At 61.6% G+C, this 16,608-nt stretch carries 18 protein-coding genes; 11 read left to right on the top strand and 7 right to left on the bottom strand.

What is annotated here, in order from left to right:
* Positions 1–10: 10 nt before the first annotated feature.
* Together MPJ51_RS02560 and MPJ51_RS02565 are read right to left on the bottom strand one after the other, a co-directional pair.
* Positions 11–1,036 carry an FAD:protein FMN transferase gene (locus MPJ51_RS02560; protein ID WP_298381421.1) on the bottom strand — a complete coding sequence of 342 codons (1,026 nt, stop codon included), beginning with the start codon at positions 1,034–1,036 and terminating at the stop codon, positions 11–13.
* A gap of 56 nt (positions 1,037–1,092) precedes the next feature.
* Positions 1,093–1,281, bottom strand: a complete 189-nt coding sequence (locus MPJ51_RS02565) for a hypothetical protein (RefSeq protein WP_298381423.1) — start codon at positions 1,279–1,281, stop codon at positions 1,093–1,095.
* Positions 1,282–1,403: 122 nt separating this feature from the next.
* On the opposite strand from MPJ51_RS02565, the gene MPJ51_RS02570 reads away from it, so the two are divergent.
* Positions 1,404–1,928: a CBS domain-containing protein gene (locus MPJ51_RS02570; protein ID WP_298381425.1), complete on the top strand. Its 525-nt coding sequence runs from the start codon at positions 1,404–1,406 to the stop codon at positions 1,926–1,928.
* Here the strand turns inward: MPJ51_RS02570 and MPJ51_RS02575 are convergent, their stop codons facing one another.
* The 3 genes from MPJ51_RS02575 to MPJ51_RS02585 all read right to left on the bottom strand — a co-directional run bounded on the left by MPJ51_RS02575 (position 1,929) and on the right by MPJ51_RS02585 (position 5,559).
* Positions 1,929–3,950, bottom strand: a complete 2,022-nt coding sequence (locus MPJ51_RS02575; RefSeq protein WP_298381427.1) for a polysaccharide biosynthesis tyrosine autokinase — start codon at positions 3,948–3,950, stop codon at positions 1,929–1,931. It abuts the gene before it with no gap.
* Between the two features lies 1 nt (position 3,951).
* The gene (locus MPJ51_RS02580; protein WP_298381429.1) at positions 3,952–4,611 is read right to left on the bottom strand and encodes a sugar transferase; all 660 of its coding nucleotides are present in this window, start codon (positions 4,609–4,611) and stop codon (positions 3,952–3,954) included.
* Between the two features lie 192 nt (positions 4,612–4,803).
* The gene (locus MPJ51_RS02585; RefSeq protein WP_298381431.1) at positions 4,804–5,559 is read right to left on the bottom strand and encodes a metallophosphoesterase; all 756 of its coding nucleotides are present in this window, start codon (positions 5,557–5,559) and stop codon (positions 4,804–4,806) included.
* A 129-nt stretch (positions 5,560–5,688) separates the two neighbouring features.
* On the opposite strand from MPJ51_RS02585, the gene MPJ51_RS02590 reads away from it, so the two are divergent.
* Positions 5,689–5,952, top strand: coding sequence for a hypothetical protein (locus MPJ51_RS02590; RefSeq protein WP_298381433.1), 264 nt, complete (start codon positions 5,689–5,691; stop codon positions 5,950–5,952).
* A 3-nt stretch (positions 5,953–5,955) separates the two neighbouring features.
* On the top strand, positions 5,956–7,269 hold the full coding sequence (locus MPJ51_RS02595; protein WP_298381435.1) for a hypothetical protein: 1,314 nt from the start codon (positions 5,956–5,958) through the stop codon (positions 7,267–7,269).
* A gap of 3 nt (positions 7,270–7,272) precedes the next feature.
* Here the strand turns inward: MPJ51_RS02595 and MPJ51_RS02600 are convergent, their stop codons facing one another.
* Positions 7,273–7,824 (bottom strand): transcription termination/antitermination NusG family protein, encoded by a 552-nt coding sequence (locus MPJ51_RS02600; protein WP_298381437.1) that lies wholly within the window; start codon positions 7,822–7,824, stop codon positions 7,273–7,275.
* 103 nt (positions 7,825–7,927) lie between these two features.
* Here MPJ51_RS02600 and MPJ51_RS02605 point away from each other — a divergent pair, with 103 nt between their 5' ends.
* The gene (locus MPJ51_RS02605; protein ID WP_298381439.1) at positions 7,928–8,398 is read left to right on the top strand and encodes a hypothetical protein; all 471 of its coding nucleotides are present in this window, start codon (positions 7,928–7,930) and stop codon (positions 8,396–8,398) included.
* Positions 8,399–8,402: 4 nt separating this feature from the next.
* On the opposite strand, the gene MPJ51_RS02610 is transcribed toward MPJ51_RS02605, so the two are convergent.
* Complete coding sequence (locus MPJ51_RS02610; protein ID WP_298381441.1) at positions 8,403–8,732, bottom strand: hypothetical protein; 330 nt, start codon at positions 8,730–8,732, stop codon at positions 8,403–8,405.
* Between the two features lie 268 nt (positions 8,733–9,000).
* Between MPJ51_RS02610 and MPJ51_RS02615 the strand changes: the two genes are divergently transcribed.
* From MPJ51_RS02615 to MPJ51_RS02645, 7 genes are all read left to right on the top strand, one after another.
* Positions 9,001–9,282 carry a helix-turn-helix domain-containing protein gene (locus MPJ51_RS02615; protein WP_298381443.1) on the top strand — a complete coding sequence of 94 codons (282 nt, stop codon included), beginning with the start codon at positions 9,001–9,003 and terminating at the stop codon, positions 9,280–9,282.
* 15 nt (positions 9,283–9,297) lie between these two features.
* A complete protein-coding gene (locus MPJ51_RS02620) occupies positions 9,298–10,056 on the top strand; it encodes a glycosyltransferase family 2 protein (RefSeq protein ID WP_298381445.1) in 759 nt (252 codons plus the stop codon).
* A 19-nt stretch (positions 10,057–10,075) separates the two neighbouring features.
* Positions 10,076–12,130, top strand: a complete 2,055-nt coding sequence (locus tag MPJ51_RS02625) for a YjbH domain-containing protein (RefSeq protein WP_298381447.1) — start codon at positions 10,076–10,078, stop codon at positions 12,128–12,130.
* On the top strand, positions 12,109–12,708 hold the full coding sequence (locus MPJ51_RS02630; RefSeq protein WP_298381449.1) for a YjbF family lipoprotein: 600 nt from the start codon (positions 12,109–12,111) through the stop codon (positions 12,706–12,708). The genes MPJ51_RS02625 and MPJ51_RS02630 overlap by 22 nt, the downstream gene beginning before the upstream one ends.
* Positions 12,709–12,730: 22 nt before the next feature.
* Positions 12,731–14,068, top strand: a complete 1,338-nt coding sequence (locus MPJ51_RS02635) for a polysaccharide biosynthesis/export family protein (protein ID WP_298381451.1) — start codon at positions 12,731–12,733, stop codon at positions 14,066–14,068.
* 82 nt (positions 14,069–14,150) lie between these two features.
* Positions 14,151–15,164: a GDP-mannose 4,6-dehydratase gene (locus tag MPJ51_RS02640; RefSeq protein ID WP_298381453.1), complete on the top strand. Its 1,014-nt coding sequence runs from the start codon at positions 14,151–14,153 to the stop codon at positions 15,162–15,164.
* Positions 15,165–15,324: 160 nt separating this feature from the next.
* Positions 15,325–16,440, top strand: coding sequence for a hypothetical protein (locus MPJ51_RS02645; protein WP_298381455.1), 1,116 nt, complete (start codon positions 15,325–15,327; stop codon positions 16,438–16,440).
* Positions 16,441–16,608 lie beyond the last annotated feature (168 nt).

Below are 16,608 nucleotides of genomic sequence, written 5' to 3' on the forward strand. Positions count from 1 at the left end.
TGCCTGCCCTTCAGTTGGAGCCCAGCGCATCATTGAACGCGCTGCTTTGTACCGTGATATAGGCATCTTCGCCGCCTGTCACATCGCGAGAGATGAAGAACACGGCAAGTTTATGTTGCTCAGCCAGTTCCATGCCCTTGTCCTGCCCCAGCGCCAGCATCGCGGTGGCCCAGGCATCGGCCAGCATCGCGTTCTCGGCCAGAACAGTGACCGATGTGGTGCGGTGCGTGATTGGACGGCCCGTTGTCGGATCGATGATATGCGAATAGCGCACGCCATCCTGTTCGAAGAAATTCTTGTAATCGCCCGAGGTCGCCATCCCCTGATCGTCCAGCGGCACGATCAGCTGAATGCCCTGCGCGCCGGTTTCGGGTTTCTCGATCCCGATGCGCCAATCCTCGCCCTTGTCATTCTCGCCCTTGGCGACCAGATCGCCGCCAATCTCGACCATGTAATCCTCGATACCCGCCTCGCGCAGGGTCTCGGCCACTGCATCGATGCCGTAACCCTTGGCGATGGCCGACAGGTTGATACCCACGGACGGGTTGGATTTGGTCAGGGTTCCCGCCGCGCGATCCAGTTTCAGCAGCCCGGCCTGGCCCACCGCGTCCAGCGCCGCCTGAATCTCGGCATCTGCGGGAACCGGGTCTTCGGGCTTGCGCGGGCCGAACCCCCACAGCTCGATCAGCGGGCCGAGGGTGACGTCGAACGTGCCGTTGCTTTTGGCATGCACGTCCTGTGCGGCCTCGATCACCCAGGCGAATTCATCGGACACCGCGACCGGGCCAGTATCGGTCGAGGCGGAAAAGGTCGAAACCTCGGAATTCGGGTCCCAGTTGGACATTTTCCCGTTCACCCGCGCCAGCGTGTCCTGCACGGCGGTGCCAAGTGCTGCTTCGTCCAGATCCTCGCCGATGGCGATGATGTTGAACGTGGTGCCCATCGTCTCACCCGACAGGCGGACGACCTCGGGTTCCTTGTCGAACAGGCAGCCAGAAACGAAAAGCGTAAGGGCCAAAGCCGTCAGATGGCGCATGGGGCGATCTCCTGGGAAAATCCGTGCCCGGCATATGCCAGCGCCCCCTTTCAGAGTCAAACCGGGCCAAGCGGCATAAAGCCGAGCACCAGCAACCCGATGGCCGCAGGCACGCCAAACAGCCAGGCACGTTTCTGCCAGCCGGGGGGCTGCTGCTTCCACACTTGCCGGAAATTATGGCCGCAGATCACCACGCCCAAAAAAATCAGGGCGGCCACGGGCGGGGTCAGATATAGCTGGCTCATGTCGCTGGAATTCCTTGTAAACCGGCAAGGTTGCGCCAGTTTGTGAATTTGGGGCCTATACAGGTTTTATCCCTGCGCTAAGGTGGAACAAACAGCCTATTTCTTTGCAAGAGGAGACCGCCATGGCCCCAAGCTCTTACCAGCCCCCGACCCGTGGCGACAAGGGCGGGTCCGCGACCCGCAGCCAGACCGCTGAGTCGAACCTGTCGCACACCCAGACCACCGTTGCCAAGCTGCTGGAAGGAAAGGGCGACGCGGTGTTTTCAGTGCGTCCGAATGACACGATCCATTCGGTCGTCGATATCCTGCGCGACAAACATATCGGGGCGGTTGTGGTAACCGATCAGAACGGCACGCTGCAAGGCATTCTGTCCGAGCGCGACATTGTACGGCGCATGGCGGACACGCCCGGTCAGACCCTGCCGCAAGCGGTCGAGGATCTGATGACGCGCGAGGTTCAAAGCTGCGCGCCCGAAGATCGCCTGATGGATGTGCTGAAAACCATGACCGAAGGCCGGTTCCGCCACATGCCAGTGCTGAGCGACGGCCATCTGCGCGGCGTCATCACCATCGGCGATGTGGTGCATTTCCGTTTGAAAGAGCTGGAATACGAAGCCCTCAGGATGAAGCAGATGATTGTGGGATAATCAAGCCGCGTAATATTGGGAATAGGCCCCGTAACCCTGCGCCTTGGCGGCCCGGTTGCCCAGATCGGACATGACCAGCCCTGCAACACGCAGATTGACGCTGGAAAACTCGCGCAACGCCTGTTGCACCTGCTCACGGCGGGTGGTGGCCGTGGCAACCGACAGCAAAATCGCGTCTGCGGATTGCCCGATGACCCGGGCATCGGGCACCGCCAGAACCGGAGGGCTGTCGATCACGATATGATCATACTCCTGCCGCAGGCGTTTCAGCAGGTCCTGAAACGCGGGCGCGGCAAACAGGTCAGCGGCGCTGCGCGTGCTGTGTTCACCCAAAAGAATATCGACCCCGATCCGTGTATCGCGTCGGATCAAGTCAGAGAGGGATGCGGTCTGAGACAGCGCAGACACCAGACCTCCGCTGGGATTGTCGTCAAAATAGTCGTGAAACGACAACCGCCTGATATCCGCCTCAAGCAACAGAACGGACCGGCCCAGCCCGGCCAGATTATGGGCCAGTGCGATGGCAGTAGTTGTTTTGCCCTCATCCGGGACAGCTGAGGTGCTGAGGATGACCTGCGGAGGCTCCGCCACCCCCAACAGCAGCGATGTGCGCAGGTTACGCGCCGATTCGACCAGCGGGGCGGTCGGGTTTTGCACCAGATACTCGACAAGCTGACCGGGTTTGCGAATTGGGGCCTGCGGAAGCTGCCCCAGCACAGCGCAATCGGTGGCAGTTTCCATTTGCGCCGCTGTCGGGATGGCCGATTGCCGGGCATGCCGCCAGATCACCAGCCCCATACCAAGCGCCGCCCCGGCCAAAAGGCCGAAAGCGACCATCCACGTGGTGCGCGGCGCGATTTGTTCGCCGGATGTGGCAGGGGAAACAACCCGACTGTCGGCCGTTTGCAACCCGCTCCGCAGGGCGGTTTCTTTCAGACGGGACAGGAATGTCTGATGCAACAGCTCGGTCGCGCGGGCTTCACGCTCTATCTGCTGAAGGTCGGCCAGAGCTTTGGTTTGAAGGGTGTATTCTGCCTCAAGCTGTTCGAGTGCAATTTGTAATGATGCAGATTGGCGCGCGATCCGGGTCAGATCATGCGCATGCTTCGCCTGTATATCGGCCTTTCGGCGGTCGAATTCTTCCACCGCCAGCGGATCACCGGAACGCGCGGCCTTTGCCAATCTTCGCAGACCGGGGTCGTCAAAGGTGGTTTCGGGGTCATTGACGTCTGATCCCGCAAGCATGTCCGACTGCCGCATCAGACTGTTTTGCTGCTGCGACAAGGCAGACAATCGGGACTTTGTATCGGATATGCGCAGTGCCAGAGCTTCGGCTTCGGACGCCAGAAGCGCGGCATTCAGGGATCGAGAGGCGACCTCCTGCTGCTTGATTTCGTCTTCAAGCTTCGCGACGCGTTCTGACAGCCAACTGACGGCATCCGAGATGTCGCGCTGCTTGGCTTCGATCTGATATCCGACGTAAAGCGCGGCCAAGGCGTTTGCGATGGTGGCAGCTTTCCCGGCATCGCGGCTGCGGGCGGTCAGAGTCAGCACCCGGGAATTGCGCACATTGGTGATCGTGATTGCGTTCGCCACGGTTTCGGCGGTTGCGCTCAAGGCATCGGCCCCCGAAGAAGGGGCGCTGATGAACGGCAGCCCCGGGCGCAGAGCAGGGTTGAATTCCGGGTCATCGGTCAGGCCCAGATGCACGACCAGATCACGCATCATCTGACGCGATCCGATCACCTCGATTTGCGTATTGATTGCCGAGATATCGGTGCTTAACCCCGCCAACCCGGCACCGTTCGGCAAGTCGGGCTCAGGATCGAGAACCAATGTGGTGTCCGATTGGTAGAGCGGTTTGACGAGATAAAGCGCGCCACCCAGCGCCAGCATGCCTCCGATCAGTGTTGCGCAGGCGATCGCCCATTTGCCAGCCCAGGCCAGGGCCAGCAGATCGAACAGGTCACCCGCTTCACGCGCGGGTTCCGTCTGGGCGTCAGAGGCTTCAGCTTGACCCATCCTAGCGTCCTTTCAGGGTGAACACCGTCTGAACCGTGCGGCAGAAAATGCGCGCCTCCTGCACCAGCCCCGGATTGTTGATGTATCGAATATCCGCCCTCACCTTGGCCGCAACGGCGTCTGAGCTGTGAGCGTATCCGACCTCGACCTGCGCCAATCCGCTGATCCCGGGCCGGACACGATGGCGGGCACGATAGCCGGGGATATGACGCCGGTAATGGCGGGCATGATGGATATAGTCGGGGCGCGGGCCGATCAGGCTCATCTCGCCTTTCAGAACGTTTATGATCTGGGGCAACTCGTCGATACGGCTGCGGCGCAATAGGCAGCCCAGCCGGGTGATCCGGCTGTTTTCGACCGGATCAAACGGTCGTCGCGTCTTTCCGAGATTGGGCGTCATTGAACGGAATTTGTAGGCCACGAAGGGTTTGCACCCCTGCCCCATCCTGATCTGGACAAACAGGACCGGCCCCCGGTTCAGCACCGGGTTGAGGATCAGCAGCAGAACGGCCAACCCCGCAAGCACCGGCACAAGCAGCAGTGAAATCCCGATATCCATGCCCCGTTTGACCACAAGAAAACCAACGGGCCGACCGCTGGTGCGACCTTGGAAAAGAACCTGGGTGGTCGGGGGCAATGCGGCATAATCGTAATCCGGCATCCCTGTCCCTTCTGCCTTGGAACACACAGCGCGGGCAGGATCGCCTGCGCCTTTGATACGGGCAGAGTCGCGAGAGATTGGTAAATTTATGGTTAACCTTAACAGCGGGTTATCGAGAAAATTTCGATTTATGCCCGGTTCATCGGGTGCTGGCGCGTTCGTGTGAGAAGAATTCACTCACAGACCAGCCACTCAGCCGGTCGAGATAAACTGGACACCGGCAGGCGAGACCTCGGCTGCGGTCAGCCGCCCGGTTGCAAAGGCGCCTGTATCGATGGAAATCACCCCATTTTCTGACCTAGGAGCGGGGGTGATCGTATGACCGTGCAGCACCCATTGCCCGTCGGTGCGTGCGGTGCGTGGAAACAGGCGATGCCCCCACAGGCAGGTCTGCCTGTGTTGGTGATCCACGGGACGCGTCGGATCAAGCCCGGCGTGAACAACGGTCACATTGCCGCTTGTCCAGGTCAGCGGACGCGTATGCAGCCAGTCGATCAACGTCTCCCCCATCGCCCGGCGCAGTTGGGCAGCGACAGCTCTGGCCTGGTCGTCATCCGGATCGTCGGAGCAGGACACACCGAAAGAGGCCAGCGTTTGCAGCCCTCCGTTTCGCAACCAAAGACGGCTGGTGTATTCTGGCATGTCGAGGAATTGCAGCAGCATCTCCTCGTGATTGCCCATCAGGCAGGTCATCTGCCGGTCGCTGACGTCGCTAAGGTCAAACAGATGTCGCAGCACCTGCGCGCTTTGCTCGCCTCGGTCGACATAGTCGCCGACAAAGACGATGGGGCATTCGGGGTCCAGCCGGGCCAGCAGCGATTGCAGCAGGTCCAGCCGTCCGTGAATGTCTCCGATCGCGTAAAACCGGGTCTCCGGCGCAACCGCAGCAACCTCTGTCGTGTCAGCTGTGCGCCGTTTGAGCAGTCGTGTGATCCAGGCCGGTTTCATGATGTCTGACCACTACCCTGCCGCAAGGGATCGGGCAATCGCTTCGTGAACACAGCCTTAATCCGACGCGCGGGCAACGCAGGCGCGGCTGGTTCTAATGTGGCGCCCGTCAAACATCAGGAGATTCCCATGCCATCCATCACCTATAAACCGGCCGCGGGCTGGAGTGCGTCCAATCGCCATACCGCCGCCGCCGATCAGGACATTCTGCTGAGCAATGTCAGCGGCGCCTCGGTCCGGTTCGAGATCACGCAGGATGACACCATCCCCGCTTTGGACGCCGCATCCGGGCATCTGGTGCAACCGGGCCGGTCCTTGGCGATGCAGTTGAAATCAGGTGAGCGTCTGTGGCTGGTCGGCGACGACGCGCAGGCGACCTTGCTGGTGGGATAAACCATGACACCAGGAGGTAGATTCGAAGGCGGCCGGTTTGCCCATAGCAGCCGCAGCGCCCCCACCCGAGATCCCCGGCTGGCCTATGCGGTGAACGGAATGCCACCCGAAGTGGTGCTGGACTTTCAGTCCGGCGTGTATCAGGGCGCATCCGCGTCCGGGTTCGACAACCTGCTTGCGTTCTCGCGCCCATCCGGCGGGACCTATGTCAATGCATCTGGTGTTCTGGCTGTGGCTGCGGTGGACGAGCCGCGCATCGACCACCGGCTGCAGAACGGTCAATGGGTCAGCCAGGGCATGATGCTTGAGGGCGAGGCACGTACAAACATGCTGCTGCACTCGGCAGAGTTTTCGCATGCGAGTTGGTCGAAATCCCGCGCCAGCGTGCTGGCCGATGACAGTATTGCACCGGACGGGTCGGTGACCGCCAGCCGTCTGACCAGTACAGCATCAACCTATGACGGGGCGGTTCGGCAATCGGCCAGTTACACCACCGGCCAGAACCTGAGCTTCTCGGTTTTTGCCAAGGCAGGCGACCGTGATTTCCTGTTCCTGCGCGAACGCTCTAACGGGTTTGCCAAGGACAGCTATTTCGACCTGAGGCAAGGGGTTCCGGGGACCGTGAACTCGATCCATACGGCCGAGATGCAGGATATGGGCAATGGCTGGTTCCGGTGTTCGATCACCGTTCAGGCGACCCAGTCAGCGACCACGGATTTCGAGATCTACAACTCGGAAGACAATCTGAACACCGCATCAAACCAGCCCGGATATGTCTGGATATGGGGTGCGCAGCTTGAGGTTGGAGCGTCTGTCTCGTCCTATATCGCCACGCAAGGAACGCCCGTTACACGCGCGCCGGACGTGCTGGCCTTGCGGGCGACACATGTTGTCGATCCGGTCACCTCGGGCGCTGTTTCACTGGCGGTTGAGGGGGACGGGGATTTTGTCACCGAAACCGGCGCGGTCAGGCTGTTGAACTGGACCGATGCTGCGGGGGATCGGATCACCTGTCAGGTTGCAACCGATGCGCCCGGTGCCGGTCAGGTCAGTCTGGAGCAATCGGTCAATGGGTCGCTCACCAGCCTGACGACCAGCGCCGGAGAGGTTGGCCCCGGTCTTGCCGTTCCCTTTGCGACGGCAACACGTCACACGGGTGCCGAAACCGGCCTGCTTGCGGCGGGTTCCACCGGTGTCACGGGATTGCCGGATTTGGGTTTGAACGCCGTTGAATTGGCCCCGGACCTAATGGGGCACCTGACCCGGATGCGCCTGTGGACTGCCGATATCGGCACAGCGGGGATGCAGGAGGTCTGACCCCTATACCGGTTCAGGCCGGACAATCCTGCCGACGCTTTTCGTCGGCAGGATCGTTTGAACCTGACGCCCCATAATCTGAAGCAGCAGGTGCAGGCGCTCTTGTTGATCCAGATGCTCGATACGGGAAACCAACCCTGCAAAAGGACCCGACAGGATACGGACGTGATCGCCCGGATTCAGATGATCCGGGGTCTGGAGCAGACCATTGGGATCGCAGCGATCCAGCAGACCGCTCATGAAATCCGCAGGCATCGGGGTTGGGTTGAGCCTGCCATCGGTGATCAAGCGCGAGACGCCCCGCGTTGCGTTGATGGCCTGCCACCGGGCGGTTTGCGGGTCGAACTGAACGAAGAGATAGCCCGGGAACAGCGGGCGGGCCTCGGTCTTCAGACGTCCACGACGTCGGAAGGTTTCAAGCCGAGCGGGTGCGAAACTGGTAAAACCCTGCCGCGTCAGGTTGCGCTCGGCGATCAGGCGCATGTTGGGGCGCAGCTGAACCGCGAACCAGTTGTTCGGATCGGGTGTCATCGCGGCCGAGGGGCAAAACGTCATGCCAAAAACCTCATGTTTTCTGTGAATTGTAAGTTTATCCGGCTGTTAATCCGGTGCCCCGCAAACTGTGCCGAACTGGGTGTCACACCGGGGGAATGATGATGTGAGCAGAACGTTTCGGATCGGGACGCGCGGGTTGATCCACCTGTGTTTGATCCTGTGCATACCGATGGCAGCAGGGTCGGGGCCTGCGCAGATCGTGCATGTGGTACGCAACGATATGGGCGGTCGCATTGATCGCCGGGCCGCGCTGGTCGAAACCCTGCGTGCGCGCGGGGACAGGGTTGAAATCCGCGGGCGGGTTTGCCTGTCGTCCTGCACCTTGTTCCTTGGGGCGCATGATGTTTGTGTCGGTCGCGACACGGTATTTGGTTTTCACGGCCCCAGCCTATGGGGCCTGCCGCTGGACCATCCCAGCTTTGAATATTGGAGCAAGGTGATCGCCAGCCATTACACCCCGGTTTTGCGGGACTGGTATCTTGAGGTCGCCCGCCACCGGCTGCACGGCTATCACCGCCTGTCCGGTCGCCAGATGATTGAGCTGGGGTATGAACCTTGTCGGAATGACCCGTGAACACTCAATTTCCCCCCGTGCTGCTGGTCGATGAAGGGGAGGACGAGGCACCCGCCGCCGCCGCAACCGCCGCACCGATCCCCAGTGCCGGGATCAGCAGGCCAACCACATTGGTTGCCCCGGGAGTGACGTTCGGGGGTGTCTTGGCCGCGCGGCGTTTGCGGTCACATACAACCTTGAGGCTGCCATCGTTCTTCCGGCGCGCGCGGATGATCCTTTCACCGCCACACGCGTCCAGACTGCGCGCCGTTTCCAGCGGGGTTTGCGTCTGGGCAAAGACCGGATGAAACAGCAGGCCGCAGAAGATCGCAAAGATGAACAGAATGTACCGCATTGACCTGCCTTGGATGTTTCCGGCAGGTTTGCGCGAATTGGTTAACAATCCCCTAATCGAAGATTTTGAAGAGGCATAAACTGTCTAAGCGACTAAAATTATGTCGAAATCTGACATATCACACGATTTAATTTAGCCCTCCACAACTTTAGCGATTGAAATTTAGTCGTTTGACTGCAAAGCTGCAGCGCATGGCATGTACCCCACCAGAAGGCTGACCCAAGTCACTTCCGGTGCGGTAGCCGTTAATCAGGCAAACTTTCCTAAAATGACACAGACAGATACTCAGGCCGACGCGCCTTTGGTCACAGGCAAGCAGATTCGCGCGGCCCGTGGGGCGCTGAACTGGTCGGTCCGCCAGCTTGCAGAACGCTCGGGCGTCGGGGCTGCGACCATCACCCGTTACGAAACCGTCGATGGGGTGCCGCAGTCTCGCAAGGACAACCTGCACAAGCTGCGTGTGGTGCTGGAGGATCAGGGCATACGCTTTGTCAGCGACCGCAGATTCTCATGCGGGGTGCTGTTCGACCTCCCTTCGGCTCGTGGCTGATCCGGCAGACCATTCGTGAAAATCTCGATCATCACGCCGGTTCTGAATCGGGTCGATACGCTTGAGCGGACGCTGCGGTCGGTCTCGATGCAAACCTATGAGGATATTGAGCATATCATTCAGGATGGTGGGTCAACGGATGGCTCTGCCAGCCTTGCAAGCACCTGGCGCAGCCCACATCCGGTGCGGGTGCAATCGGCCCGCGACCGAGGCATCTACGACGCGATCAACACCGGGATTGCCCGCTGCGACGGGGATGTTATCGGGCTTCTGGGTTCGGATGATTACTTGGCCGATCCGCAGGTGATCCGCGACGTGGCCAATGCGCTGACGAAGGATGTGGACGGTATCTATGGCGATCTCGACCTGATTTCTGCGTCGGGCCGTGTGCTGCGCCACTGGCGGGCGGGCCCCTTCCGGCGGAACCGCATGCAGTGGGGTTGGGCACCACCGCACCCCACCCTTTACTTGCGACGAGAGGTGTTCAACCGGCTGGGTGCCTATGATGCGGACTATCGCATCGCCGGAGATTACGACGCAATGCTGCGCTGGATCTGGGCCGGAGACATCCGTCTGGCTTACCTGCCGCGCGTTCTGGTCAAGATGGCGCAGGGTGGCGCTAGCACCGGCTCGGCCTTGGGCCTGTGGACCAAAACGCGCGAGGATTATCGCGCGCTGCGGCGCCATAAAGCGGGTGGGTTGGGAACGCTGGCGGCGAAGAACCTGCGCAAGGTCGGCCAGTTTCGGGCGTTGATGTGGGGCGCAGGTCATTAACCACATGTGGGCTTTGGTATTGGCCCTGGCTTTGCCGGTCGCGGTACAGGCGCAGGTGCAGACGACCTATAACACCTATGGCTATCCGGGGCTGATCGAGATGCCCAGCGCGCATAGCCGCCCGGATGCGGAACTGGCGCTGAATTTCAGCCATTTCCGCAACACCACGCGCACCACCTTGACCTTTCAGGTCACCCCGCGCCTGTCGGGCAGCCTGCGATATTCAGCGCTGCGCGATGTGCGGGGGAACACACCCGATGCGGCCGTGCAGGAGGAGATTTTTGATCGCAGTTTCTCAGTCCATTACCGGTTTCTGGACGAAACCCGTCGCCACCCGGCCTTTGCCATTGGGTTGAACGATTTTCTGGGCACCGGGATTTACCAATCGGAATATGTGGTGGCCTCGAAAACCCTTCACCCTCGGCTCAGGATGACGGCCGGGATGGGTTGGGGTCGGCTGGCCGGGGTCGGTGCGTTCCAAAACCCGCTGTCCTATGTCTTCGGCAGCCGCCTGGACACCCGCCCGGGGCGCGACGGGGATCAGGGTGGCACGCTTCAAGCCCAGAACTGGTTCCGCGGGCCTGCGGCCCTGTTTGGTGGCGTTGAGTGGCAGGCCAGTGATCGGTGGAAATTGCTGGCCGAGTATTCCTCGGACGCTTACCCGCAAGAGGATGGCACTGCGTTCAACCGGAAATCCCCAATCAACATCGCGGCGCAGTACCGGCTGCATCCGAATGCGCATGTTTCGTTGATGTATCTGTATGGTTCGCAGGTCGGCGTGAACCTGACCCTGACGTTGAATCCCAAAAGCCCACCGTCGGGTGGGTCGCGCGATCCGGCTCCACCACCGGTTCTGACAGCGCCCCGCGTGTCAGGTTCGACCCTCGACGTTCAGCGCAATCTGGCCGCCGGGTTGCAGGCCCAGGGGCTGCGCCTGCGCGCCTTGACCGTCCAAGGCCGGACCGCACATGTCAGCTTTGGCGGTACGTCGCGGACGCGAACCGCACAGGATATCGGACGCACGGCGCGGGTGATGACCCGGACCCTGCCGCCCGAGGTCGAAGAGTTCCAGATCACCCCTGCCGTCAGCGGTTTGACGCCTACCCGCGTGACCCTGCGCCGTGCGGACCTTGTGGAACTGGAGCATGATCTGGATGGGGCGTGGGCCAGCTACACCCGCGCGCGGATCACCGCGCAGGAACAAGCAATTGCAGGCAATCGCGCCACCTATCCAGTCTGGGACACCGGGATCACCCCCTATCTGCAACCGGCGCTTTTTGATCCGGACGAGCCGGTGCGGGTGGATTTCGGCCTTCAGGCCTCAGCTCAGGTCGAGGCCACGCGCGGGGTCATCCTGCGCGGTATCCTGCGGCAGCCGCTTGTGGGCAATCTGGACCAGTCCACGCGGCAATCGGACAGTACCCTGCCCCGCGTCCGCAGCGACGGCGCGCTTTATGATGCCGAGGGCAGCCCGGCGATTACCGAACTGACGGCAGCATATTACTATCAACCCGGCACCAATCTGTTTGGGCGTTTCACCGGCGGATATCTTGAACCGATGTTCGGCGGGCTGTCGGCAGAGCTGCTGTGGTTCCCACTCCGGTCCCGTTTCGCCTTCGGGGCTGAGGTGAACTATGTCCGCCAGCGCGATTTCGATCAGCTGTTTGGCTTTCAGGACTACTCGGTCGCAACCGGCCATGTGTCGGGCTACTGGCAGATGCAGAACGGGTTCCATCTGCAGCTTGATGCGGGGCGGTATCTGGCGGGCGACTGGGGCTCGACCATTACCCTGAACCGGGAATTCAAGAACGGCTGGCGTATCGGGGCCTTTGCCACCTTCACCAATGTCTCGGCGGCGGAATTTGGCGAAGGGTCCTATGACAAGGGCATCATCGTGACGATCCCGATCGACTGGCTGTCGGGCACGCCCAGCCGGGATGATTTCACCACCATCCTGCGCCCGGTGCAGCGTGACGGCGGGGCGCAGTTGGACGTGGCCGGGCGGCTCTATGACACGATCCGGGGGCTGCGGGGGCAGGATTTGCAAGCGAATTGGGGGCGATTCTGGCGGTGATCCGGCTGCTAACGCTGCTGACACTGGCTGCCTGCGCCCAGCCCGGAGTCAACCCGCGCGACGTGCTGAGCCGCGCCCGGTTGGACGCGACCGGGCAGCCGACCCTGTTGGCGGAGCTGCCCGAGCTGAAGGTGGCGGCAACGCTCGCGCCTTCGGGTCGGAACGGGGAGGTGATCACCTGGGCCTCGGGCGATCAGGCGTCGCTGTCCTTTCAGGGCGGTGTGCTGGTCGCGACCCGAGGGCTGGGTGCCGATGTCATGAGCGCGGATGTCACCGGCACGCTGGCCATGCTGCGCGGCAGAAGTGAGGGGGTTTACACCCGTCTGAACTCGGGTCTGGATGGCGAGTATCAGACCGCGTTTCGCGCTTATCAATGCAAACGCACCAGCGCGCGACCCGAACAGATCATCATTTTCGACCGCCCGCACAGCACCACCCGGATCGAGGAAACCTGTACCACCCCGGGCCGCACCGTGACCAATATCTACTGGGCCGGGCCGGACGGTTTCATCTGGAAATCCCGGCAATGGGTCAGCTCCCATGCCGGTTACCTGTGGACCGAACAGCTGGTCCGCTAAGCCACCCTTTGGAGGAAGCGACATGAAAACTGACATCTTCCGCACCCTGACGCTGCTGCTCGGGCTGGCTCCTGCCGCGTGCGGCGTCACCTATACCAGCCCGCGCGTCTCGAACCAGTTGGACAGCGTCGCGGTGCGCGAGGTTGATCTGACCGCGCAGACAGTTCTGGTGGCCAACCGCACCGCGCCCTATACGCCGCGCACCCTGCCATTGGCGTTCTACGACACCGCAGGCACCGGCACCGCGACCCGCCAGCTTACCGCTTTGCCAAACCGTCCCGAAGTGCCGCAGCTTGAACCGCAACCGCTGGAGTTGAACCCGCCGCCAAAGGTTACTCCGCCGCCATATCGGCTAGGCATCGGAGATACCGTCGCGCTGGTCCGGGCCGCGCCCAGCCAAGGAGCGGTGCGCGAGGAATACACCGTGCGCTCGGACGGGACGATCTCGCTGCCCGATATCGGCGGCGTGCAGGTGGCGAACCGATCCCTGCGCGATGCCGAGGCCGCCCTGTTCGACGCCTTTGTTGCCCGCCAAGTCGACCCGGGCTTTTCGCTAGAGCTGACCGGGTACAATTCCAAACGAGTTGCTGTGGGCGGGCTGGTGGCGGCCCCTCAGAACGTGCCCGTCACTGTGGTGCCCCTGACGCTGAGCCAGGCGATTGCGGCTGCCGGGGGGCTCACCACCCGTGATCACGACTATGGCACGATCCGCATCTACCGGACCGGAGACCTGTATCAGATACCGATGAAGGATTACCTTGACCGTCCCGATCTGCGGCGGCTGAACCTGCTGAATGGTGACGCGGTTCATGTGGACACCAGCTATGATCTGGACCGGGCGTTGGGCTTTTACCGCGACCAGATCGACGTGATCAGCCTGAACCGTCATGCCCGCGCGGATGCCCTGACCGAACTGGACCTCGCCGTCGGCCTACGCCGTGACGAACTGATCGAATCCCGCGCGAATTTCACCACCCGGGCTGAACTGGGCGCCGAACAGCGCGACTATGTCTATCTGGGTGGAGAGTTCCGCAATAATGCCCGGATGCCCTTGCCCTATGGGCAACACCTCAATCTGGCGGATGCGCTGTTCGGGCAGGGCGGGTTCAGTACACGCACGGCGGATGCGTCGCATATCTACGTGCTGCGCAGCTCTCCCAACCCCGAGGAATTCGGCGCGGTCACCGCCTGGCATCTGGACGCGCGCAACCCGGCAGCACTGTCGGTGGCAGCCCGGATGCAACTACGGCCCAACGACATCGTATTCATTCAGGAACAGCCCATCACCACATGGGGCCGGGCACTGGATCAGTTTCTACCCTCGCTGGTCAATGCCGGGTTGGACGCGGCAAATGGCTGAGTGTCCGGGCAAAATCCCCTTGACGCCGCTGGGGGAAACGTATCCCTGATGGCAAATGGTTCGAAAGCGGTCTGAGGGTTTCATGAAACGGGTTCTGATCACAGGTACGGCAGGGTTCATCGGCTTCCACCTGGCCAAGCTGCTGCTGTCCGAAGGGTTCCGCGTGCATGGCTATGACGGGATGACCGACTATTACGATGTTGCCCTGAAACAGCGTCGCCATCAGATGCTGATGCAAAATCCGGGCTTTACGGCCACCGAAGACCTGCTGGAAAACCACGAGCGCCTGATGCAGGTTGCCGATGAGTTCCAGCCCGAAGTCATCGTCCATCTGGCCGCGCAGGCGGGCGTACGCTACAGCCTCGAACACCCGCGCAGCTATGTGGACGCCAACATCGTCGGCACCTTCAACGTGATGGAGGTCGCGCGGCAGCACAAGGTGGATCACTTGCTGATGGCCTCAACCTCATCGGTTTACGGCGCGAATGAGGACATGCCCTTTACCGAGGTCGAAAAGGCCGACACCCAGTTGACCATCTACGCCGCCACCAAAAAGGCGAATGAGGCGATGGGTCATTCCTATGCCCATCTGTGGGACCTGCCGACCACCATGTTCCGGTTTTTCACGGTTTACGGCACCTGGGGGCGGCCCGACCTGGCGCTGTATAAATTCGTGGATGCAATCCTCGATGGCCGTCCGATCGATATCTACAACCACGGCGACATGTATCGCGACTTCACCAATGTGGAGGATCTGGTGAGGGGTATCCGACTGCTGATCGACGTGCCTCCGATCCGTCCCGCCAGTGCAGATGAGATTGCAGAAGGCGACAGCCTGTCCCCGGTTGCGCCCTACCGCGTGGTCAATATCGGCAACGGCGACAAGGTGCGCCTGCTGGATTTCGTTGATGCCATCGAAGAAGCGGTCGGCAAGAAAGCCATCCGCAACTACATGCCGATGCAGATGGGCGATGTCCCGGCGACCTGGGCCAATACCGACCTGCTACAACGCCTGACGGGCTATCGCCCACAGACCGATTTCAAGGACGGCATTGCCCGTTTCGTCGAATGGTTCCGCGACTATCACGGCAAGTGACACCGCTGTTTGACATGGCCCGAGGCGCCCTCTGACCACCCGCGCCGAGGCGTTCTGGGTTGCCTCTGGCCAGCTTTGCCTGCTGGTCGGCGGGCTGGCCCTGCTGCGTGTCCAGACCGGGCTTCTGGACCCGGCAGCCTATGCGCAGCTGGCCCTTGCCATGACCCTGTTCAGCTTTGGTCAGGTGGTGGTCTATGGCGGGTTGAACCACGCGATCACCCGGATTTATGCGATGGCCCCCCGGTACGGAGGGCTTGTGGCCTATCGCACCAGCGCCCGGCGCAGATTTCTGCACGTGTCGGGGCTGTGGTCGATTGTCTTAGGCACGCTGGCAGGGCTGATCTGGGTAATAGGCCGCCCGGATTGGGCACTGCTGCTCGCTGTTGTCTTACCCTATTCACTGTTGAATGGCGCACTCAGCACCCTGATCGCCTTCGGCAACGCAACCCGTGCCCGGCGGCTGGTGGCTTTGCATCAGGCGGCGGATGCTGTTTTGAAAGTGGCGCTGGTCCTGTTGGTCGCCTATCTCGCCAGCCCGAGCGTACCAGTTTTGTTTGCCGCCTATGCCTCGGCCAGCCTGTTGGTGTTGCTCTCGCTGTTTGTCTGGCAGGGGGTTTGGCGGATGCAGCTCGCATCCGAAAACCATGCGCCCATGGATCAGGTTTTCTCTCGCTTTGCCGGGCCGATTTACATCTGGGCGCCTTTCACCTGGGTTCTGTTGGTGGCAGATCGCTGGGCGTTGCAGGGTTTTGCCGGGGCCCACGCGCTGGCGCTCTATACGGTTGCGGCGCAGATGTCGCTGGGTCCGGTCCGCATCGGCATGAGCGCCCTCCTGCGATTTCTCTCCCCGCGCCTGTTCGATCGTCTGGAAAACGACAAGCTGGCCGCTTTGTCCGGACTATGGAGTGCAACACGGTGGGCAATGGGATTGACTGGGCTCGCCTTTGCAATCACCACCCTGTTTCACATGCAGATCGTCGCGGTTCTGGTTGCCCCCGAATATCAGGCAGCCTCGGCCCTGTTACCGTGGCTGGTCCTGACGGCCGGTTTCACGGCCACAGCGGATCTGGTGGTGTTGCGCCTGTTCGGAACGATGAACAGCGCCGCCCTGTTGCGTCCACGCATCACGACCGCCTTGCTGGGTGTCACGCTGATCTGTCTGGGGGCATTGCAATTCGGGATTTGGGGCGTGGTGGCGGCGCAGGTCGCCCAGTCCGGCCTGTTCCTGCTCTGGTCCATGATCCGCGCCGGGGTGCCGCGCTTGCGTGCCGCATGATCACCCTGCCACAATATCAACTGCCATTGCTGGCCTTGCTTGTCGTCGTGGTACTGCGCAACGGGTTCAGAAGGCGTCTGGTCACCGCCTGCATGCTGGCAACGCTGCTGGCCTATGCGGCATATGTTCTGGCCATCGATGCAACAGGACAGATCGAACAGGTCCGGG

This window comes from Ruegeria sp., from assembly GCF_028066395.1.
Lineage (GTDB): Bacteria > Pseudomonadota > Alphaproteobacteria > Rhodobacterales > Rhodobacteraceae > Ruegeria.